At 70.1% G+C, this 20,914-nt stretch carries 21 protein-coding genes; 8 read left to right on the forward strand and 13 right to left on the reverse strand.

The annotated features are described in order from the left end of the window. Positions 1–206: 206 nt before the first annotated feature. Positions 207–863: a response regulator gene (locus BLW84_RS03245; RefSeq protein WP_093261027.1), complete on the reverse strand. Its 657-nt coding sequence runs from the start codon at positions 861–863 to the stop codon at positions 207–209. Continuing rightward, positions 860–2,659: a sensor histidine kinase gene (locus BLW84_RS03250; protein ID WP_093261029.1), complete on the reverse strand. Its 1,800-nt coding sequence runs from the start codon at positions 2,657–2,659 to the stop codon at positions 860–862. Before BLW84_RS03250 ends, BLW84_RS03245 begins: the two co-directional genes overlap by 4 nt. Positions 2,660–2,927: 268 nt before the next feature. Between BLW84_RS03250 and BLW84_RS03255 the strand changes: the two genes are divergently transcribed. Together BLW84_RS03255 and BLW84_RS03260 are read left to right on the forward strand one after the other, a co-directional pair. Further along, positions 2,928–3,635 (forward strand): ABC transporter ATP-binding protein, encoded by a 708-nt coding sequence (locus BLW84_RS03255; protein WP_093261031.1) that lies wholly within the window; start codon positions 2,928–2,930, stop codon positions 3,633–3,635. Next, the gene (locus tag BLW84_RS03260; RefSeq protein ID WP_177226246.1) at positions 3,632–5,857 is read left to right on the forward strand and encodes an FtsX-like permease family protein; all 2,226 of its coding nucleotides are present in this window, start codon (positions 3,632–3,634) and stop codon (positions 5,855–5,857) included. Before BLW84_RS03255 ends, BLW84_RS03260 begins: the two co-directional genes overlap by 4 nt. A gap of 288 nt (positions 5,858–6,145) precedes the next feature. On the opposite strand, the gene BLW84_RS03265 is transcribed toward BLW84_RS03260, so the two are convergent. Next, complete coding sequence (locus BLW84_RS03265; protein ID WP_245760895.1) at positions 6,146–7,366, reverse strand: nitric oxide synthase oxygenase; 1,221 nt, start codon at positions 7,364–7,366, stop codon at positions 6,146–6,148. 242 nt (positions 7,367–7,608) lie between these two features. Here BLW84_RS03265 and BLW84_RS03270 point away from each other — a divergent pair, with 242 nt between their 5' ends. Both BLW84_RS03270 and BLW84_RS03275 read left to right on the forward strand, forming a co-directional pair. After that, positions 7,609–8,046 carry a nuclear transport factor 2 family protein gene (locus tag BLW84_RS03270; RefSeq protein ID WP_245760896.1) on the forward strand — a complete coding sequence of 146 codons (438 nt, stop codon included), beginning with the start codon at positions 7,609–7,611 and terminating at the stop codon, positions 8,044–8,046. A gap of 84 nt (positions 8,047–8,130) precedes the next feature. Beyond that, positions 8,131–8,721 (forward strand): GNAT family N-acetyltransferase, encoded by a 591-nt coding sequence (locus tag BLW84_RS03275; RefSeq protein ID WP_093261035.1) that lies wholly within the window; start codon positions 8,131–8,133, stop codon positions 8,719–8,721. On the opposite strand, the gene BLW84_RS03280 is transcribed toward BLW84_RS03275, so the two are convergent. From BLW84_RS03280 to BLW84_RS03290, 3 genes are all read right to left on the reverse strand, one after another. Then, positions 8,718–9,071, reverse strand: coding sequence for a YybH family protein (locus tag BLW84_RS03280; RefSeq protein WP_093261037.1), 354 nt, complete (start codon positions 9,069–9,071; stop codon positions 8,718–8,720). The two genes, BLW84_RS03275 and BLW84_RS03280, sit on opposite strands and share 4 nt — an antisense overlap. Positions 9,072–9,162: 91 nt before the next feature. Next, the gene (trmB, locus tag BLW84_RS03285; protein WP_218157198.1) at positions 9,163–9,807 is read right to left on the reverse strand and encodes a tRNA (guanosine(46)-N7)-methyltransferase TrmB; all 645 of its coding nucleotides are present in this window, start codon (positions 9,805–9,807) and stop codon (positions 9,163–9,165) included. A 143-nt stretch (positions 9,808–9,950) separates the two neighbouring features. Continuing rightward, the gene (locus tag BLW84_RS03290; protein ID WP_245760897.1) at positions 9,951–10,523 is read right to left on the reverse strand and encodes a hypothetical protein; all 573 of its coding nucleotides are present in this window, start codon (positions 10,521–10,523) and stop codon (positions 9,951–9,953) included. A 232-nt stretch (positions 10,524–10,755) separates the two neighbouring features. Between BLW84_RS03290 and BLW84_RS03295 the strand changes: the two genes are divergently transcribed. Next, on the forward strand, positions 10,756–11,223 hold the full coding sequence (locus tag BLW84_RS03295; protein ID WP_245760898.1) for a universal stress protein: 468 nt from the start codon (positions 10,756–10,758) through the stop codon (positions 11,221–11,223). Between the two features lie 368 nt (positions 11,224–11,591). Here BLW84_RS03295 and BLW84_RS03300 read toward each other — a convergent pair whose 3' ends face one another. The 6 genes from BLW84_RS03300 to BLW84_RS47210 all read right to left on the reverse strand — a co-directional run bounded on the left by BLW84_RS03300 (position 11,592) and on the right by BLW84_RS47210 (position 16,409). Beyond that, entirely contained in the window at positions 11,592–12,317 is a 726-nt protein-coding gene (locus BLW84_RS03300) for a hypothetical protein (protein ID WP_093261043.1), read from the reverse strand. Continuing rightward, the gene (locus tag BLW84_RS03305) at positions 12,314–13,261 is read right to left on the reverse strand and encodes an ABC transporter ATP-binding protein (protein ID WP_093261045.1); all 948 of its coding nucleotides are present in this window, start codon (positions 13,259–13,261) and stop codon (positions 12,314–12,316) included. The genes BLW84_RS03300 and BLW84_RS03305 overlap by 4 nt, the downstream gene beginning before the upstream one ends. Before the next feature lie 168 nt (positions 13,262–13,429). Then, positions 13,430–14,230, reverse strand: a complete 801-nt coding sequence (locus tag BLW84_RS03310) for an HAD hydrolase family protein (protein WP_245760899.1) — start codon at positions 14,228–14,230, stop codon at positions 13,430–13,432. A gap of 52 nt (positions 14,231–14,282) precedes the next feature. Continuing rightward, positions 14,283–14,939, reverse strand: a complete 657-nt coding sequence (locus tag BLW84_RS03315; RefSeq protein ID WP_093261049.1) for a response regulator — start codon at positions 14,937–14,939, stop codon at positions 14,283–14,285. Positions 14,940–14,974: 35 nt separating this feature from the next. Then, on the reverse strand, positions 14,975–16,198 hold the full coding sequence (locus BLW84_RS03320) for a sensor histidine kinase (protein WP_245760900.1): 1,224 nt from the start codon (positions 16,196–16,198) through the stop codon (positions 14,975–14,977). Positions 16,199–16,262: 64 nt separating this feature from the next. After that, positions 16,263–16,409, reverse strand: a complete 147-nt coding sequence (locus BLW84_RS47210) for a hypothetical protein (protein ID WP_177226248.1) — start codon at positions 16,407–16,409, stop codon at positions 16,263–16,265. A gap of 16 nt (positions 16,410–16,425) precedes the next feature. Here BLW84_RS47210 and BLW84_RS03325 point away from each other — a divergent pair, with 16 nt between their 5' ends. The 3 genes from BLW84_RS03325 (at position 16,426) to BLW84_RS03335 (ending at position 20,367) form a co-directional block, all read left to right on the forward strand. Beyond that, complete coding sequence (locus BLW84_RS03325) at positions 16,426–17,982, forward strand: dynamin family protein (RefSeq protein WP_093261051.1); 1,557 nt, start codon at positions 16,426–16,428, stop codon at positions 17,980–17,982. Then, positions 17,982–18,446 carry a nucleotide exchange factor GrpE gene (gene grpE / locus BLW84_RS03330; RefSeq protein WP_177226249.1) on the forward strand — a complete coding sequence of 155 codons (465 nt, stop codon included), beginning with the start codon at positions 17,982–17,984 and terminating at the stop codon, positions 18,444–18,446. Before BLW84_RS03325 ends, grpE begins: the two co-directional genes overlap by 1 nt. A 67-nt stretch (positions 18,447–18,513) precedes the next feature. Continuing rightward, entirely contained in the window at positions 18,514–20,367 is a 1,854-nt protein-coding gene (locus BLW84_RS03335) for a dynamin family protein (RefSeq protein ID WP_093261053.1), read from the forward strand. Between the two features lie 256 nt (positions 20,368–20,623). Here BLW84_RS03335 and BLW84_RS03340 read toward each other — a convergent pair. Beyond that, the coding region (locus BLW84_RS03340; protein WP_143060849.1) for a transposase at positions 20,624–20,914 on the reverse strand (291 nt) is incomplete at its 5' end.

Below are 20,914 nucleotides of genomic sequence, written 5' to 3' on the forward strand. Positions count from 1 at the left end.
GGCCGGTCGGCCTCGTTCGATCGGTCAGTCCCGGCTGACCGATCGACCGACCCCGAACGGGTAGGCGCAGCAGGAGGGATCGGCCGTGCAACAGCCGCCGGGCAATGCTGTCAAACCGCGAGAAACCAACGGCGTGGCACGCAAAAGCGGCGCACGCCGCCAGGAATCGGCTGGCTAGGCCGGGCCAACGGGTGCCGCGGCGAAGATCATTCGTCCATGAGCCCGCTGCGCCAGGCCCAAGCCGCGGTCTCCACCCGGTTGCGGGCCTTGATCTTGCCCTGCGCGGAGGCGAGGTGCGTCTTCACCGTCGACAGCGACATGAACAGCTCCTGGCCGATCTCGCCGTTGGTCAGGCCGCGCGCGGTCGCCCGCACGACGTCGAGCTCGCGTTCGGTCAGGACCGCGGACGGCGCCTGCACCGCACGGCGTTGCACCTGGGGCTGGGAGAAGTGCTTGAGCAGGCGCACCGTGATCTGCGGCGAGACCAGCGCGTCGCCGCGCTCCGCCGCCCGGATCGCCTCCAGCAGCAGCGTCGGACCGGCGTCCTTGAGGAGGAAGCCGCTCGCCCCGTTCCGCAACGCGCTGTCGACGTACTCGTCGAGATCGAAGGTGGTCACGACGACCACCTTGATCGGGTCGGTGACGTCGGGGCCGGCCAGCTGCTTGGTGGCCTCCAACCCGTCGATCCCGGGCATGCGGATGTCCATCAGGCACACGTCCGGCCGCTTCTCCCGTGCGACCCGGACCGCGTCCACGCCGTTCGCGACGTCGGCCACCACTTCGATGTCGTCCTGGGATTCCAGGATCATCCGGAAACCGGCGCGCACCAGCTCCTGGTCGTCGGCGATCAACACCCGGATCATCGCTGTCCCACTTCCCTGTTCTGCTCCGCCAACGGCAGAACTGCTTCGACGCACCAACCGACGTGGTCTCCAGGACCGGCCCGGAACCGGCCGCCCAGCAGCTCGATCCGTTCCCGCATCCCCACCAAACCGTATCCGCCCGATCCGCCGACCGGCTGCTGGCGTACTGCCGTGCCGTCATCGGTGATCCGCGCGTAGATGTTCACCGGGTCGGCGTGGACGTCGATCTGCACGTAGCTCGCGTCGAGCGCGTGCTTCTCGGCGTTGGTCAGGGATTCCTGCACCACGCGGAGGGTGGACCGGGCGACCTCCGGCGGGATTTCCCGGCCGAGGTCGATGCGCAGGTCCACAGTGGTCGGCCGGTGGTCGCCGACCGGAACCCGCCGAGTGGCGTTCACGAGGGCTTCGAGGTCCGCTTCGAGGTCGGTGGTGGCCTGCTCGGTGGCCGCCGACGCGCCGGCCGGTTCCGCGCCTCGCATGCTCGCGACCAACCGACGCATCGCGGTCAGCGCCTCGGTGCCGCTGTCGGCGATGCGCGCCAACGCGTCGGTCGCCGCCTTCGGGTTCTTCTCCGCGACCATCTGGGCCGCTTGGGCCTGCACCACGATGCCGGTGACGTGGTGCGCCACCACGTCGTGCAACTCCCGGGCCAAGGCCATCCGCTCGGCCTGCTGCGCGTCCGACACCGCGCTGCGCACGGTCTTCGCGCGTTCCGTGTCCCGCGCGCGGAAGTACAGCCCGGTGCCGACCGAGATGACCAGGAACAACCCGCCGATGAAGATCGACTGCAGGTAGTCGGTGAAATCGCTGAACGATGACGAGGAGACCGGCATCACGAGCAGGGCGAACAACGCCGAACCGACCAGCGCGGCGCCCGCCAGCACCGCGCGCCGCGGCTCCGCGTGCCTGGTGGCGTAGGTCACCAGCAGCATGCCCGCTCCGGTGGCGGAGATCGGGATCCCGCCGATCATGGCGACCTCGGTCGAGAGACCCCAGAAGCGCATCATCAACGAGGTGAGCACCAGGGCCGTGGCCCCGAGTACCGACGCCTCGAACGGCCGGACCGGCCCGAAGACGGCCAGCACGGACATCACGACGCCGCACAGCAGCAGCACGAAGCCGCTGATCAGCGAATCTTCGCCGTTCTTGGTGAATTCCAAGACGACCAGCACGCTCAGCACCGCGATCACCGGCCACTGCCGGCGCACCAGCGCGCGCAACGGGGTGTCCCGGGACTCCTCCGGCGCGGATCGCCGGCTGCGCAGGTAGATGCCGGTGCCCGCGGTGAGCATCAGCTGCAGGAAGCCGAAGCTCAGCGTCTGGCCGAACACTATCGGCGGGTAGACGACCGACATGTGCGCGCGTACCAGCACCGATGCGACGCAGCTCACCACCAGCACCGCGGTGACCGGAATGGCCTTGTGCAGCGGGCGGAACCGGAACAGGTACAGCACCAGCAGGAGGCCCGCCAGGTTCTCGGTCGGGGTGATCGTGATCAGCCCCAAGGAGTGGAAGTGCACGCCGGACAGCCGGCCGACCACCGTGGTGCAGCCCAGCACGACTGCGGCCGCGAGCCCGCACCAGACCGGCGCGCGGCGACCGAGGATCGCCAGCAGCGCCATCGCGGTGATCCCCGGGAGCAGCACGCTGTCGTCGTCGAGCAACCCGAGGGTGTCCCCAAGCCAGAACAACCCGAGCAGCCCGGCGAAGATCCACTGCGAGCGCAGGAAAAGGCCGAGCCGACGCCACCAGGGGGCGGACGGCTCGGTTCCGGGGCTCGTCGCGATGTTGCTCACGGCTCGACCGTAACCGGTGGCCCGATTCGAACACCTTGGCCGAATGGTTCGAATGCCCTGGCCGATCGGCCGACCCTCGCGCGTCGATCAGCGGCCCCGAGGCCGATCCGGAATCCGCCGCCGACGGCCAATCTCGAATCCAGCAGGTCCCGCACCGGTGGGGCCCCGAGATTCGGACCGCAGCCCCAACACGAGCAACCGCAGGCACGGCGAGCACGAGCCGGCGATGAACGGCGTTAGCGGCGCGAAACGAGCAGGAGGAAGGAAGATGTCGGCTTCAATCGTCGAGCGGCGGCTCGGGGAACCGTTCCTGATGGGGCGCGGATTGGTCAAGAACTACGGCTCGCACCGGGCACTCGCCGGGGTGGACCTCGCGATCCGCACCGGCGAGGTGATGGCGATCGTCGGGCCGTCGGGCTCCGGCAAGACGACGCTGCTGCACGTGCTGGCCGGGATCCTGCGCCCGGACGGCGGCGAGGTGCTCCTGGACGGGCACCGCATCGACCAGCTCGGCGAGGCGAAGCGCAGCGCGCTGCGGCGCCACGAGTTCGGCTTCGTCTTCCAGCAGGGCATGCTGGTCGGCGAGCTGACGGCGGAGGAGAACACGGCGCTGCCGCTGCTGCTGGCCGGTGCCAATCGGAAGCAGGCGCTGGACGGCGCTCGGGACTGGCTGGGGCGGCTCGGCCTCGGCGGGCTGGAGAAGCGGCTGCCCGGCGAACTCTCCGGCGGTCAGGCGCAGCGGGTGGCGATCGCGCGGGCGCTCGCGCACCGCCCCAAGGTGATCTTCGCCGACGAGCCGACCGGCGCCCTGGACACCCGCACCGGTGAGGAGACCACGCAGGCGCTGTTCGCCGCCGCTGCGGCGACCCAGGCGGCCGTGGTCATCGTGACGCACGACCGGGAACTGGCCGCGAAGGCGGGGCGGATCGTGGAGATCCGCGACGGCTTGATCGCGGGCGGGGTGATGGTCGGATGAATCCCGTGCAGCTGGCGCTGCGGGTGCTGCGTGTCGACTCGCGCAGCCGCCTGTCGGCGCTGCTCACCGCCGCCGGGGTCGCGGTCGCCACCGCGTTGGTCCTGTTCCTGGCGACCCTGCCGAACGCGACGGACGCTCGAATGGAGCGGGCGACCTGGCAGCGCGGCGCCGCCGATCCCTCCGGCGCGATTTCGCAGGCGAGCCTGGACTTCTTCAAGAACGAGAAGATCATCCGGCTCGACGTGTCGGGAGACCGGCCCGCGGTGGGTGGCGCGCCGAGCTTCCCCGGTGCGGGCGAGGTTCTGCTGTCGCCGCGGCTCGCCGAGCTGGCGAAGCAGCACCCGCGTGAAGAGCTCGCCAACCGCTTCGAGGGCAACGTCGTCGGCGTTCTGGACGAGACCTCGCTGAAGTTCCCGGAGCAGCTCGTCGCGGTGGTCGGGCACCAGCCGGGCACGCTGGACGCCACCAAGGCCGAGGAAACGGGCTGGATCGCGGCCGGTACCGACGACTTCCTGCTGAAGTTCCTGTCCGGGGTGGGGATCGTGCTGCTCGCGATTCCCAGCCTGGTGCTCGTCGCGTCGGCGGCCAGGCTGACCGCCGCTCGCCGGGAGCGCCGGCTCGCGGCCCTGCGGCTGGCAGGTGCGACGCCGGGGCAGGTGGTCGGCACCGTCGCCGCCGAGACCACCATCTCCGCGGTGGCGGGAACCGTCCTCGGCCTCCTGCTGAGCTGGCCGCTGCGGTTCGTGGGAGCGCAGATCCCGTGGGGCGGCGGCACCTGGTTGCCGAGCGACTTCACCCCGTCCGTGCCGACGGTCGTCGCGGTGGCGGTCGTGATTCCGCTGCTGGTCGTGCTGGCCGCGGTGCTGGGCCTGCGCCGGGTCGTGCAGGCACCGGTCGGCGCGGCGATGAACCAGTCGCGGAAGGCGCCCAAGGCGTGGCGGCTGCTCGCGTTGCCCGCGGCAGCGCTGTTCTTCGCGTTCGGGCTCTCCACGGCCGAGGAGACCGGCGGCGTGACTTTCATGCTCGCGGCGCTCGCGGCGGTTCTGCTGTCCGCCTCGATCGTCGGTCCGTGGCTGACCGGTGCGCTCGGCAAGCTGTTCGCCACCACGTGGCGACGGCCCGCGATGCTGCTCGCGGGTCGGCGGCTGCGCAGCGACCCGAAGGCCGCCTACCGGTCCGTGTCCGGCATCGTCCTCGCGGTGTTCGTCGGGTCGATGGCGCTGACGCTCCTGCCCAGCTTCGAGACCTTCGCGGGCGGCGGCCGTTCCTTCAAGGACTCCGTGCTGTACCTGGACGTTCCGTCCGCGACGGTGGCCGACCAGAAGAAGCGCGTCGTCGGCGAGCTGGAGCGCCGCGGCGCGAACGCCACGGTCGTGAGCGCGAACCAAGCCACCCTCGAGACCTCCGAGGGCGGGACGTACGCCGGCCTGGTGATCAGCTGCCCGGACTCGGCGGCGGTGACCCGGATGGCCGTCGGCGTGTGCGCGGGACCACCGGCCATTCGTGCCGATCCCGCCACTCAGCTGCCGGATTCGGGGCTGCGCATCCGGGCCTACCCGGCCTCGGATTCCGAGGATGAACCGCCGACGTTCGGGTTGCCCGCCAACGTCGTGACGCGGCCGCTCGGCGGCCAGGATCCCGAGCTGAGTTCTTCGGTGCTGATCGACCCCGAGCTAGTGCCTGAGATCGCGAACGTCGGGGAATCGACGCTGGTGGTGAACCCGGCGACCGACGCCGACCGGGAGAAGGTGCGGACCGCGCTCGCCGCGGCACTGCCCGCCGAAAGCTTCATGAGCCGCGAGCTGCGTCTGGAGGAACAGCAGACGATGCTGGGCGACCTCAAGCGGGTGACCGCCATCGGACTGGGGCTTGCCGCACTGCTCGCGGGCAGCAGCGCCGCGATCACCGCCGCGTCGTCGGTGGTCGATCGCCGACGCACCTTCGGCGCGTTGATCGCGGCGGGAACCCCGGTGCGCATGCTGGGGCGCGCCCTGCGGACCGAGGCAGCGCTGCCCGCGCTGGTCGCGACGCTGACCGCCGGTGCGGGCGGCATCGCGATCGGGGTCTCGATGCTGACCTTGTTCGGCGATGACACCCAGGTGGTGATCAGCGGCTGGATCTTCGCGCCGGTCGTGATCGGTGTGGCCGTCGCGGTGCTCGCCGCCTCCAGCAGCGGCCCGATGCTGCGCAGGATCAGCCGCGAACCCGTCGCCGACGAGTAGTGGACGAGCGTCCCGTAAACCATCTGGCCAGTTCCGCACGCGCGGGACTGGCCAGATGGCCATCTGGGGCCGACCACATGACCGATCCGCCGCACCTGCCCCGAAGGCGATGCTTGAAGTGTTGGAAAGAAGGACCAGGGAGGTCAGAGATGCTCGCCAACATCGTTTCCGGAATCGGAGCTTTCATCGCCCTCGCGGTGTTGCTGCTCATGTCGCTCAGCTCGGTTCTCCCCGAGATCGTGGACCGCGTCGCGGCCCGGCGTGGTGCCTCGAAGGCCGGTGCGCCGGTCAGTCCTCGGGCAGGCCGGTTCCCAGGCAACGCCGGTTCATCCGGGCCGGCACGTCGTACCGTGGCCAGCTCGGTTCGGGGGACGGGAAGCCACTCGGTGCTCCCTGCCGGGCACGCTGGGTCGCTTCCTTGGTGACGGTGAACATCGGCCGGGAGGCACCGGTCCGGGGCGCGGAACCCAACCAGGCCAGCCGGTGCAGTGCCTCGCTGTGGTGGTCGGTGATCGTGACGCGCGCGGAGTCGAACGAGAACAGCACGGCCCGGTTGATCTCGACGATCGCCCGGTCCCGCCACAGGGTTCGTTCGGTGGAGGTGTCAATGCCCAGCCGTTCGGCCACGTGCCGGGTGACGCCGTACGCGCTCTCGTCGGCCAGGCCGCGGGTGCCGATCTCGGTTCCCACGAACCAGGTGTTGAACGGCGCGGCCGGGTACCGGATGCCGCCGATGAGCAGCTGCATGTTGCTGATCAGGGGCACCGTGTGCCAGCGGAGGCCCAGCTCGACGAACCACGAGAACTCCGGGTGCTCCAACGGGACTTCCTGCACCACGTCCCGCGGAATGGTCACCGGCTTGGGGCCTTCGTGGGCGGTCTCCACCACCAGCGGCAGGTGGTCGAAGCGCCCGCGCTGGGTCGGCGGTTTCCAGCCGAGGCGCTGGGCTTCGGCGGTGAATCCGCTGTACCGGGCGTCGCCGAGCACACCGCCGCCGGACAACGCGTAGCCCGCATACCGGACGACCTGTTCGTTCCAGATGCACGGGCCGGGATGATCCGGCGAGTCCGGGGCGAAAACCGTGATCAGCGGCTGGATCTGGCCCGCATTGGTGGCCAGCCGGAGATGCTCGAAGCATTCGCTGGCGATCGCTGAGGCGTTGCACAGGCCGCGAAGATCGCGGACCTTCAGCTGGCGCCACGCCACACCGCTCGTGCACCACCCGCTGTCGCGCAGCGCGATGCGCGCGCCGTAGGCGAGTTCCTCGCTGGTGTGGCGGTAGGTGCCGGTGTTGGCGAACTCCTGGCGCACCTCGGCCAGGCGCTCGGACAGGGAGCCCGCCTCGGGATGAGCGTCGTGGAAGGCCCGCAGGAACTGCTCGGCCGCCGAGATATCCGTGGTCGGTTCGCACCGATCGGCGACGAGTCGGCTCGTGCCGGTGGCGTATTCGACACCGGTGTCCGGCTGGCGCTGTTGGGCCGGGATGACTTCATCACGGATATCCGTCACGGGCCGGTAACGTAGTCGCGATCGCTGCTCACTCGTCACTGCATGAGCATTCTTCTTTTTGGTGAATTCACAACACCACGATCGCGCGACAACCCACTCATCGTGACTTCTATCGACCCGGGAATCGCGACGCTTGATCGGCCAATTGAGTGAATATCTTGTTGTTCGTCGTGGATGGCCAGGCCCAGTGCGGCGTCTGATCGCCGCCAGCATCCGGCCTCCCGTGCGGCAAGGCTGGTCGCGTGACGGTGCGAACGAAGATGCAGGTGTTGAAGGGCATGTACGCGGCGGAGGCCGAGTACCTGGCGGCCGGCGGGCCCGGCGAAGCGAGCTTCGAGCCGCTCGCCGAGTTCTTCTCGCCGCAGGTCGTCCTGCACCAGGCCGAGGCGCTGCCCTACGGCGGAAACTGGCGGGGCCACGAGGGCATGGAACGGTTCTTCCTCGAGATGAGCCGAACCTGGGAATCGTTCGAGATGCTGGCGCAGGACTTCCTGACGCCGAGCGACACGGCCGGGCCGCTGGTGGTGCTCACCCAGGTCCGGGCACGCTCCCGGGCGACCGGCCGCCGGCTCGAATTCCCCATCCTGCAAACGATCGAGATCCAGGACGGGCAGATCATCGACATCCACCCGTTCTACTGGGACACCGCAGAGATCGCGGAAGCCTGCACGAACGTGTGACCAGCACTCGGCAAGCCGGTTGACATTGCGGGTCGAGCGAGAAAGCCTTGGACGCGAGGGTGAAACGCTTGCTGGGATGGCCGGATGAGCTCCTTCTGGACGGGCCGGCTCGTTCGGCTGCGGGGCATCGAGCCCGAGGACTGGCGAGCGTTCATGCGAATGGACTCGCACTCCGAGCACCAGCGATCGGCGGACGCGCTCTACCCGCCGCGCTCGGCCGACGGATACCGCGCGTGGACGGCCGAGCAGTCCGCCGCGCAGCCGGTCGACGACTCCGTCCGCTTGGTGATCGAGGCGCTGGACAGCGGTGTGCTGGTCGGGTCCGTGTCGACTCATGACGCGGACCCGCGCACCGGCCGGTTCTCCCACGGCGTGGCGATCGACGACCAGTACCAACGGCGCGGCTATGCGTCCGAAGCGGTCGTGCTCCTGCTGCGCTTCATGTTCGGCGAGCGCCGGTACCACAAGTGCGAGGCGCAGATCTACGCCGACAACGAGGCGTCGCTTGCGCTGCACCGCACGCTGGGCTTCATCGAGGAAGGCCTGCTGCGCGAACACGAGTTCTTCGCCGGTCGGCACCACGACATGGCGGTCCTGGGCGTGACGGCTCCGGAATTCGCGGAGCGGCACGGTCTCGGTGAAGCACCTTCCGGCAACCGGCGCGACGAGGCCTAGCCGAGCAGGTTGGGCTGGTCGATCACCCAGAGCCAGGTGCCGTCGGGCTGACGGCGGGCCACCTCGACGGTGGCGCCGCCACCGGCCAGTCGCACCGCGGTGAGCGCCAGGTCGCCGTTTCGGATCGCGGGCTGCGTCTCGCCGGGCGCGAACTCGAGCCGGGCCGCCACGAGCTGCTCGTACGCCGCACGGATCGCCCGGTGCCCGACAGCCCGGCCGGTCGGGACGATCAGCACGGCGTCGGGCTCGTACAGCGCCACGAGCCCGTCGACGTCGCCGGCGTTGAGCCGTTCCAGCACGAACCTGTTGAGGTCCTCCGGCTGCGCTGCGCGCTGGCGGTCGCTGGTCATCGCGCTCGTCTCCCTCTGCTCAGGCAACTCGTTCCGAGCGAACGATGGCAGAGCGGTCCGACAACCGATCCGGGCGGCGGGCCTGCCGCGGCTAGATGCGCTCGAAGATCAGGTCGTGGATTTCGCGGCCCTCTTCGTGCGCCCGGTTCTCGAACTTCGTGACCGGTCGCCACTCCGGCCGCGGCGCCCAGCCGCCCGGCTCGTCGGCGTACCGGTTTCGCAGCTGCGGTTCCGCCTGGCAGACCTCCATCATCTGCTCGGCGTAGTTCTCCCAGTCCGTCGCGAGGTGCAGCACGCCGCCCGGCGCGAGCCGGGACGCGATCAGCCGAACCGAATCGGGCTGCACGAGGCGCCGCTTGTGGTGGCGCTTCTTCGGCCACGGGTCGGGGAAGTAGATGCGCACCTCGGCCAGCGACGCGGGCTCGATGTGGTCGCGCAGCAGCACGATCGCATCGCCGCGCAGCAACCGGAGGTTGGTGACCTCCAGCTTCTCGGCCCGCAGCATCAGCTGGGCCAGACCCGGCTTGTAGACCTCGACCGCCAGGTAGTTGGCGTCGGGCTGGGCGGCGACGAGCTGCGAGGTCGTCTCGCCCATGCCGGAGCCGATCTCCAGCACCGCCGGCGCGGAGCGACCGAACCAGGCCGCGAGGTCCAGCGGGCCCTCGGGCAGCGCGGTCACCTCGGAACCCAGCTCGGACCAGTGGCGATCCCAGGCGCGCTGCTGGCCCACCGTCATCCGCTCGCCGCGCTGGACGTAGCTGACGACGGTACGACGAAACGGAACCTGCTGGTCAGAGGCATTCACGGGGACTCAGTATCGCAAACCGGTGCTGGGCCCCGACGACCGAACCCACTCGTTCGGGAGCCGGGGCCGGTGGATCACCAGGATTCGATCTGCCCCAGCATCGACACCAGGCCGGTGGACCGCTTGACCGGCACCGGAACCGGCTCGCCCTCGCCGTGCGCCGGCACCACGTTCAGCCAGCCCCGGTGCTCGTCGGTCAGCACCACGGTGGTGGGCATCCGCATCGGTGCCCGGTCCGACGGCGCGAACTCCCAGTACCCGGCCTCGCCGATGCCGGCCCAGGGCACGAAGACCCAGCCCGGTCGCGTGCCGAGCACTGCGTGCGCCTCGTCCTCGATCTCGAACGCCGTTTTCCGCGATTCGATCTCGCCGCGATCGAGCGCCCGCAGCCACCACGGGGCGGGCAGTCGGCGCTTGGTGCCGTGCAGCTTGCGGAACAGTTCGAGCACCTGGTTTTCGGGCGCGGTGTGGATCCAGCTCCGCCGCAGCGATGCGGGTGTTGCCGCCTCCAGCGCGGGTGGGTGTGCTTCGGTGGCCAGCGACCATTCGAGCCTGGGCACCGGCTCCAGCTGGACGTCGTTCGTCGAACGAACTCGTGCACCGTCCTGCTGCGCCTGAACTGCCGGGATTTCCTTCGATTGCACCATCGGCCCACCCTTCTGCTGTTGAGAAAGTCGCGAGCCACGAACTCGCCCTCGGCCAGCGCATGCCCCCAAGCGACGCTGGTTCGGGACATCCCTTACTCATGCCTTACCACAGCGAATACAAAGAATGACGCGAGCATGTTGAATGTGTCAAAAGTCACATGTTTACAACGTGTTCGGTCGATCCACCGCAGGTCGACTCGACAAGTCACCCGGATGCGGTTGGAGTGGAGGGGTGCCAGACCAGACGATCCAACAGGTGGAGATCGACGGCGGTGTCGTCGTCGGCGTGGACAGTTCCGCATCGTCGTTGCGCGCACTGATCGTGGCGGCGGCGGAGGCCCGGCGCCGCAGCGTTCCCTTGCACGTCGTGCGGGCTTGGAGCTTCCGGACCGCACCACGGCCGGCGGACTGCCCGCCGAACGTCGTGCCGAGCATGGACGAGTTCCAGCAGTCGGTCGAAGCGGACACGGAACGCATCGTGGCCAACAAGCTCGGCGAACACCCCGACCTACCGATCCACATACACGTCGTCCACTCGCCGTCGCCGCAGGCGCTGCTGTCGGCATCGCGGGGAGCGGACCTGCTGGTCGTGGGTCACCGCGGGCGTGGCGGGTTCGCGGGCCTGATGCTGGGCTCGGTGGCCGAGCAATGCGTCCGGCACGCGGCCTGCCCGGTCCTGGTGGTCCGCCCCAGCGTCTGACGCGGGACGCCGCGCGAGGTCGGCGGAGCCGCTGCGGTCATGCAGAAAGCACAGGGCCCGGGCCATCCCCCGAATGACAGCCCGGGCCCTCCCCCGTCCCGACCGCCGGCGCCCCCGAGCGCTTTGCAGTCGGTCGAATTCGGTTGTGCTAGTCGGCCCCGTCGTCAGCCTCGCGCGGTGTCCACTGCGGACCCTGCGTGCCGCACGCACCGGGAGGCGACTTCTGCGGCTCGATCTTGCCGCTGATCCTATCGGTTGACGTGATCAGACTCTCGGCCGGGCCGGGTAACGTTTTGCTATCCCGCGCCCAACTGGGCATTTCTATAGTTGATCATGAAAGGTTCCGCAGCTGCTTGGGTTCTCGCTGGTCAGGCGTCGCGCCGCTGAACGATGATCAAAGCGATCACCCACAGGACCACCGCGACGGCCGCGAAGTAGGCCAGCGCGCCCCACGGCCCGAACGGCATGTCGCCCGCCCCGTCGGCGCCCGAGAGGAAGTGGCCGGCGGCGTTGAACGGCATCCACTTCTGCACGTCGGCGCCGATCTTCGGGATCAGTCCGACCAGGCTCTCCACCAGCAGCGGCCAGAGCAGCAGCAGGGCGACGACACCGGCCGTCTGCCGCAGCATGGCGCCGACCGCGACCGCCAGCACCGCGCCGATCGCGAACACCAGGCCGACTCCGGCGACCTGGCGCCAGTCGTCGCTCGTGGCGAAGGCGAGATCCGCGCCCGGCGCCAGCAGCTTCGCGGCTCCCCACGAGCCGAACGCGGCCACCTCGCCGATGATCAGCGCCACCAGCGCGACGACGACCGTCTTGGCCAGCAGCGCGGCGGTCCGGTTCGGCACCGCCTGGAAGGTCGCCCGGATCGTGCCGAACCGGTACTCGGTGGTGATCGACAACGCGGCGAGCACGAGGACCACCATCAGACCGAACTGGTAGCCGGCCTGCGTCATCGACAGCGACATCTCGTTCTCGACCAGGGACGCGAACAGCGTCGCGAAGCCGATGGTCAACGCCAGCGCGAGGAAGGTGCACCACCACGGCGACCGGGTGGAGAAGAGCTTGATCCGTTCGACGGCGAGCAGGGTCATCGGGCCACCCCCGAGGTGTTCAGCGCGGACGCGGCGGCGCCGAGATTGGTCTGGTATTCAACGGCGTTGCCGGTCATCTGCATGAAGGCCTCCTCCAGCGAGCTCCGCTGCGCGGTGAGCTCGTGCAGGACGATCCCGTGCTGCGCGGCGAGTTCGCCGATCTGCTCGGTCTCGGCCTCCTCGACGACCAGCGTGTCCTGGGCCGTCGACCGCACGCTCAGCCCCTGCGCGCTGACCAGCTGCTGCAGCTGCTCCGCCCGCGGCGAGCGCACCAGCACGCCCTGGGTGCCGGCGTTGTCCACGAACTGCTGGGTGCTGCACTGCGCGATCAGCTCGCCGCGGCCGATCACCACCAGTTCCTCGGCCGTCAGGGCCATTTCGGACAGCAGGTGGCTGGAGACGAACACGGAGCGCCCTTCGGCGGCCAGGCCCTGCATGAACCGCCGGATCCAGTGGATGCCCTCCGGGTCCAGCCCGTTCACCGGCTCGTCGAACAACAGGATCTTCGGGTCGCCGAGCAGGGCGGTCGCGATCCCGAGCCGCTGCGACATGCCCAGCGAGAAGCCGCCCGCCTTGCGGTTCGCGACCTCCTCCAGACCGACCATGCCGAGGACCTCGTCGACGCGCTTCGCGGGCAGGCCGTTGGACTTCGCCAGCCACAGCAGGTGGGTGCGTGCCGACCTGTTGGGGTGCACCCACTTCGCGTCGAGCAGCGCGCCCACGGTGCGCAGCGGGTTCTTCAGCTCGCGGTAGGGCTTGCCGTCGATGCGCACCTCACCGGACGTCGGCCGGTCCAGGCCGAGCATCATGCGCATGGTGGTGGACTTGCCTGCCCCGTTGGGGCCGAGGAAACCCGTGACCCGGCCGGGCTTCACGGTGAACGACAGGTTGTTCACCGCGACTTTCGGGCCGTAGCGCTTGGTGAGGCCGATCGCCTCGATCATGATCACTCCTGTAAGCCGACAATGCCGCGGCCCAACCGGGCCACATCGCAAAGCGTGCCCGGCGGGCCCGTGCGCCTGCATCGGACCAGCGTCTGGACCTCGGGTCAGACCTGAGTCGTAGTCAACCCCGTCCTACAGGATGACGGCCTCAGGGGTGTCCCGGAGGTCTCACCGGAACCAGCGGTCCAGGACCGCCGCCAGCCCGTCCTCGGCGACCGGCCCGGTGACCTCGTCGGCCGCGGCGCGCACGATCTCCACCGCCTGCCCCATCGCGACGCCGTGCGCCGCCCAGCGCAGCATCTCGATGTCGTTGTCCCCGTCACCGGCGGCGAAGGTGTCCTCGCTCGCGATGCCCAGCTCGGCGCGCAGCTTCTCCAGCGCCGCGCCCTTGGTCACGCCTTCCGGCACCACGGTGACCCACGGCTCGTAGTGGTCCACGGTGTAGGTGCAGTTGGGCAGCTGAACCCCGGTCATCGCTGCTAGGAGCTCGGCGGGCTCGTGATCCACCCAGTTCGCGATCAGCCGGGGCACCGGGTGGTCGACGAGCTCGTCCAGTGTGGCCAGCTGCTGCGGGCCGTGCAGCTCGTCCTCGGGGAACTTGCTGGTCACCAGGCTGCCGGCGCCGATGTCCTCGCTCGCGAAGATCGCCCCGGGGAGCCGCCTGGTCAGTTCGTTGAGCACCGGCCCCGGTTCGAACGTCTCGATCGACACGGGTTCCCGCGTCGCCACGTCGACCCGCACCGCTCCGTTGGAGCACAACGCGAACCCGCTGGTCAGCTCCAGCCCATCCAGGATCGGCAGGGTGCCGAGCGTGCTCCGGCCGGTCGACACCACGACCTGGGCGCCCGCTTCGACCGCGCGGCGCACCGCGGCCTTGACCGCCGCGGAAATCGCTTGGGTGGCGGGATCGAGCATGGTTCCGTCGATGTCGAGGGCGATGAGTCGGGGTTTCCACGCGGCGTCGCTCACCACCGCAGGCTAGCCGCCCACCAGCGCGTTCGTGGGTGGCTGGAGGCGCAATTCACGCCTCGCCCGGTTTGACCAGACCGGTTTCGTATGCGAGCACCACGGCCTGCACCCGGTCCCTGACGTCCAATTTGGACAGAATGCGGCCGAGGTGGGTCTTCACGGTGGCCTCGGACAGGAACAGCGTGCCCGCGATCTCGGCGTTCGACAGTCCTTTCGCGACCAGCACCAGCACCTCCCGCTCCCGCTCGGTCAGCACGTCGAGCACCGACGCGTCCCGCAGCTGGCCGCCGCGCTCGCCGAGGAACCGGTCGAGCAGCCGCTTGGTGACGCTGGGCGCGACCACCGCGTCGCCGCTGGCCACCGAGCGCACCGCTGTGACCAGGCTCTCCGGCGGGGCGTCCTTGAGCAGAAATCCGCTGGCTCCGTTGCGCAGCGCGGAAAGCGCGTACTCGTCCAGGTCGAAGGTCGTCATCACCAGGACCTTCGCGCTGTCCGCCGCGACGATCCGGCGGGTCGCCTCGACACCGTCGAGCACCGGCATCCGGACGTCCATCAGCACCACGTCCGGCCGCAGCCGCTCCGCGAGCTCGATCGCCTCTTCGCCGTTGCCCGCCTCGCCGACGACCTCCAGGTCATCCTGCGCGTCGAGGACCATCCGGAAGCCCATGCGCATCAGTTCCTGGTCGTCCACCAGCAGCACCCGCACCATGCCGTAACCCTATCCGAGCTGCGGTTTCGGAGATCTCAGCGTCCTTTCTCGGCCGACGACCCGGGCTGCGCGTTCGGGTCGAGCGGCAGCACCGCGTGCACCCGCCAGCCGCCCTCGGGCCGCGGGCCGGCCGCCAGCGTGCCGCCGTAGACCGCGGCGCGCTCCCGCATGCCGATGAGCCCGTTGCCGCCCGAGGCCAGCCCGGTCGGCTCCTTCCGCATCCCGTCGTCCAGCACCTCGATCTCGATGCGCTGCCCGTCGTTGTCCACCCGGACCGAGGCCGTGGTGCCCGTGCCGCCGTGCTTGACCACGTTGGTCAGCGATTCCTGCACGATCCGGTAGACGCTGAGCCCGATCCTGGTCGGCAGCCCGGCGAAATCGCCGGTCAGCTCCATCGACACCGCGAGCCCGAGGCCGCGCACCCGGTTCACCAGGTCGCTGAGGTCCGCGGCGGTGGGCTGCGGGATGCGGCCGGGGTCCTGCTCGTCGCTGTCGCGCAGCACGCCGAGCAGGCTGCGCAGTTCGCCGAGGGCCTCGCGGCCGGTGCTGCCGATCGCCTGCAACGCACGCTCGGCGAGATCCGGGTTGCTGCGCAGGGCGTATCCGGCGCCATCGGCCTGCGTCACCATCACGCTGACCGAATGCGCCAGCACGTCGTGGATTTCCCGGGCGATCCGGTTGCGCTCCTCGGCGACGGCGATGCGGGCCTGCTGATCGCGTTCGAACTCCAGGTTGCGCAGCCGCCTCTCCACCTCGGCGTGGTACGCGCGGCGGGCGCCGATGAATTCGCCTAGCACCCAGCAGAAGCCGGCCAGCATGACGAAGAAGAGCACCTGGACGAAGATCAGCCCGGCGAGGTTCCCCTCCCGCTGGCCACCGGTGAACAGCCGCGCCAGGTAGAAAGCGCCGGTCAGAGCGGTGTAGAGCGCCGCGATCCGGCGTCCCTCGCAGGCGACCAGGGTGTAGATCATCATGCACGGCGCGATGAGGGCCATGGTCGAGCCGGCGCCGGTGTTGGCGACCGACATGATCGCCATGCCGAGCAGCGTGACGTACGCCGATGGCACCGGCCAGATGCGCCGCACCGCCAGCGGCACGGTCAGCAGCACCCCGGCCACGGCGTACAGCCAGGCGGGCATGCCGATCGTGGGCTCGCCCTCGACGTCGAGCTCTCCCAGGTGCACGAGCAGCATGAAGGTGGCGATCCCGCTGTCGCCGACCAACGGGCGCGCCCGCAACCAGAGGCTCAGTTTCCGCACTTGGCGAGGTTATGCGCAGGATCCGTGGTCCGGCGTCATCCCACGGGCTCGACCCGGGTCAGCCTCAGGTCGCACCCACGCGCGCCGTCCGGGTGCGCTTCGTCACGGCGGGGATTCCGGCCGCGGCCTGCTGGGCCGGCCCGGTGATCGCGCGCACTTGGTCCGGTTCGGCGCGGGTGCGTGGCAGGATGTAGCGCGCAGCGAGTCGCACGATCGGGAAGGTCGGATTGAGTACGGCAACCGAGCAGCAGCACTGGCCTGGCCCGCTATCCGCGGCGGTCGCCCGGGTGTGCACCGGGTTGCAGCCGCAGGTGTCCGAGCGGACCGCGGCCGGCTTCGCCGAGGTGTTGCGCAGGTTGTCCGCGCCGCTGCAGGTGGCCGTCGCGGGCCGGATCAAGTCCGGCAAGTCCACACTGGTCAACGCGCTGATCGGGCGCCGGGTCGCGCCCACCGACGTGGGCGAGTGCACTCGGTTGGTCACCCGCTTCCAGTACGGCACCGTGGACCGCGTCGAGGTCGTCTTCCACGACGGCAAGAAGCAGGCCGTGCCCTTCGACGCCGACGGCGGCATCCCGGCCGACCTGGGCGTGGACATCGACGAGGTCTCGCACCTGGAGGCCTACCTGACCAACGCGGTGCTGCGCGACCTGACGGTGATCGACACCCCCGGGCTCGGTTCGCTGGACGCCGCGTCCGTGGCGCGCACCGAGGAACTGCTGGGCACCCGCAAGGAGGACGACGACGCTGCCGACGCCGACTCCGATCTCGATCCGGTGTCGCGCAACGCGGTCGCGGGCGCCGAGGCCGTCCTCTACGTGGTGACGCAGGGCGTCCGGGCCGACGACGAGCAGGCCCTGGCCGCGTTCACCGCCGCCACCGCCAGCCGGGAAGCCGGGCCGGTCAACGCGATCGCGGTGCTGAACAAGGCCGACACCATCGAGCCGAGCTCGGTCGAGGACTCGGGCGGCGAGGTGTGGAAGGCCGCGTCGCTGCTCGCGGAGAAGCAGGCCCAGCTGCTCAAGCCCAAGGTCGCCGACGTGCTGCCGGTGATCGGCCTGCTCGCGGAAACCGCCGAGTCCGGCGAGTTCACCGCCGCCGACGCGGAGGCGCTGCGCGGCCTCGCCCAGCTGGACGAGGCGACCCGCGAAACCCTGCTGCTGTCCGCGGACATGTTCACCAGCTGGGAGTGCGACGTGCCGGCCGGCACCCGCAACCGGTTGCTGGAGCGGATGGACCTCTTCGGGATTCGGAGCGCGCTGGAGTCGATCGACGCCGACCCGGAGATCACCGCGGGCGCGCTGCGGCGGCGGCTGCTGGATTCCTCCGGGCTGGCTTCGGTGCTGAACCGGCTGGACACGGTGTTCCGGGCGCGGGCCGACGGGATCAAGGCCGCGGCGGCGCTGGCCTCGGTGACCGCGCTCGCGCACGCCTCCGGCGACCAGGGCGAGCGGCAGCGGGTGCACGACGCGATCGAGGTGCTGCTGGCCAAGCCGGAGGCGCACCAGCTCCGGGTGCTGGAGGCGTTGACGCTGGTCGCGGCCGGTGCGGTGGCGATGCCTGCGGATCTGGCCGAGGAAGTGATGCGGGTCGGCAGCAGCAACGACGTCGGCGAGCAGCTCGGCCTGCCCGGTCGGCACCGCAACGAGCTGACGGACTACGCGCTGGAGCGGGCGAACTGGTGGCGCTCGTTCTCGTCGTTCGGCGCCACACCCGCGCAGAGCCGCATCGCGCACGTGGTGCACCGGGCGTACTTCTTGATCTGGCAGCAGCTGCGGTCCGGGTGATGGAAATGCGGGGCTGGCGGCGCAAGAAATCACCTGAAAGTGGAACCGGTGATGTTCCCGTCGCGTCCGATCCGGACGAGGGCACGGCAGTTGCCCCGGACGCCGACGCAGAGGTGGAAACCGACATGACCGCCGTGACCAGCGATGTCGTCATAGATCACCTGGATCGCGCGCTGACCGAGCGGGCAACGCTGATCCAGCTGTGCATGTACGCGATGGACCGGGCGCGCAGCGCGGGAGTGGTGGAGCGGCTGTCCGAGGGGCTGAGCGGCATCGGCGTTTCGGCGCTGCGACCGGACGGCACCCGCTTCGACCCGGCGCACCACGAGGCCGGCGGCATCACGCCCACAGACGACCCGTCCCTGGACGGCGTGATCGCCGAGACCGAGGTGCTGGGCTTCGCCGACCGGGACCGCGTGCTGCGCGCGCCGGTGGTGACCGTTTACCAGCTGCGGCAGCAGTGATGCCTGCGGCTCCGACGATTTCGCGGGGGACCGCCGTCTGCGGCGGGATTCGAGAGGAGCGAGGCGCATGACTGCACCCGGCGTCGCGGTCACCATGGGCCTGCCACAGCAGGTCAAACAGGCCAGGGAGAAGCTGCACGGGTTTCTGCGGGAGGCGGATGCGACCGCCGCGGAGTGGGTCGAGCAGGTTCGGCGCGGCCGCCAGAAGACGCCCAGCGTCGTGGTGGTCGGGGAGACCAACCGGGGCAAGAGCTCGCTGGTCAACGCCCTGCTGGAACACCCTGGACTGTCCCCTGTGGACGCCCAGGTGGCCACCACCACGTACCTGGAGTTCACCCACGGCGAGCAGTGGGCGGCGCACGCCTGCTACCCCGGCCAGCAGGAGCCGGTGCCGTTCGACCTGGCGGAGCTGCCGAACTGGGCCAGCGCGGGCCGCGAACTGCCCGAAGGCCAGCTGCCGCCGCGCTACGTGCAGATCACCGCGCCGCTCGACGCGCTGGCCCGGGTGACCGTGGTGGACACCCCGGGAGTCGGCGGGCTGGACGCCCTGCACGGCGAGCTCGCGATGGAGGCGGCGGGCTCGGCGACGGCGCTGCTGTTCGTCGTCGACGCATCGGCCCCTTTCACCCGGGGCGAGCTGGAATTCCTGCAGAAGGTCGCCGAGCGCGTCGAGACCGTCGTGTTCGCGCTGGCCAAGACCGATCAGCACCGCGGCTGGCGGCAGGTCTTGGAGGCGGACCGGAAGCTGCTGGCGGAGCACGCCCCGCGGTTCGCCGACATGCCGATCTTCCCGGTGTCCGCCCGAATGCAGGAGCTGGCCGAGAAGGCGCCCAGCGAGCAGGCCGCGGACATGCTGCGCGAGAAGTCCGGCATCGTCGAGCTGCGCTCCGAGCTGGAGAGGTTGATCGGCGGGCGTTCCGCGATGCTCGGCGAGGCCAACACGATGCGCGCGCTGTCCACTGTGCTTGGTGAGCTGGTCGCGAAGCTGTCGGCGGAGAAGCGCGCGCTGACCGTCGGCGAGGACGAGGCGGAGTCGCTGCGCGCGCGGCGCGACGAGCTGTCCACCGCGCGGCGGTCGTCGACGCGCGGCTGGCAGGTGAAGCTGCGCGGTGAGATCCAGCGGACCCGCGTCGAAACCAGCCACGAGGTGGCCCGCCAGGTGCGGGAGGTGCAGAACTGGTTCCGCCGGGCCATCGACGGCGCCGACCGCAACCAGCTCGCGGAGCTGCCCCGCCACGTCGACGCGGCGTTGCAGATGGCGTCGACCCGGGTGGCGGCGACGCTGTCGGCGCGGCTGGCCGCGGTCGCCGAGCAGTCGTTGAAGGAGCTGTTCTCCGCCGAGGAGCTCGACGTCATCCGCTCGCAGTTCGCGCGCGGAGCGCAGGCACCGATCGCGTTGCGGCCGCCGGACAAGCGGCCGCCGACCGCGGAGGACAAGCTCCTGGTGTTCATGGGCGTCTCCGGTGGGCTCGGTGTCGGCCGGGCGGCCGCGATGCCGCTGGCGGGCCTGGGCATCGCGGCGCTGAACCCGGTGGTGCTGCCGGTGACGATCGTGCTCGGGCTCGGGGCCGGCTGGTGGATGGCGCGGACCCGCAAGCACGCGGCGGACAAGCAGCACCTGAAGCAGTGGCTGACCGAAGCCATCGCGGATGCCCGTTCGGCGCTGGACCAGCTCGTGGCGGAGCAGCTGATCGAGGCGGAGCAGCAGCTGTCGCTGGCCCTGGACGACGCCCTGACCCGGAGGATCGAGGCCATCGAGGGCGAGCTGCGGGAGGTCGACAAGGCGCTGAAGATGGACGCCGCGGAGCGCAGCCGGCAGCTGCAGACGGTCAACCGACGCCTCACCGAGGCGACCGCGGGACGGGAACGCGCGGAGAACCTCCTGAGCAGCATCCGGAACCTCCGCGACACCGCCTCCTGAGCCGGGGCTCGCCACCCGTGCGTACTTATTGTCGCTATAGCAGCAAAAAGTACGCACAGTCCGTGGCGCGGCCTGCGGAGACGGCTCAAGTGACCTGAACGCACAACCGAGCCTGAAACATCGTTGCGGTGCCGGTGACCGGGCGCGTGGGGTCGGGGGAGGTCGCGCCCGGTCACCGGGGTGGACCGGTGCGGGTGGGGGTTGGGGGGAGGTCACCGCACCGGCCCTGCTCGGGTGTCGTGAGTGGTTTGGATTGCTATAGAGGCTGTTTTGGATCTTGTGGTTGGTGTTGTGGTAGATGTGCGAGGCGGCGGGTCATGTGGATGATGGCGGCCCAGTGGACCATGGTGGCGTGGTGTTGGGGGAGGCGTTCGTAGTCGCGGGCGCAGCGTCGGCGTCGGCTGATCCAGGCGAGGGTGCGTTCGATGACCCAGCGTCGGGGCAGGACTTGGAAGCCTTTCTGGCCGGGTTGGCGGTAGACGATCTCCACCGTCAGGCCGAGGATGGTTTTGGTGTCGCGGCCGGTCAGAGGGCCTTCGTAGCCTTG

The sequence above is a fragment of the Saccharopolyspora shandongensis genome, assembly GCF_900106995.1.
Lineage (GTDB): Bacteria > Actinomycetota > Actinomycetes > Mycobacteriales > Pseudonocardiaceae > Saccharopolyspora > Saccharopolyspora shandongensis.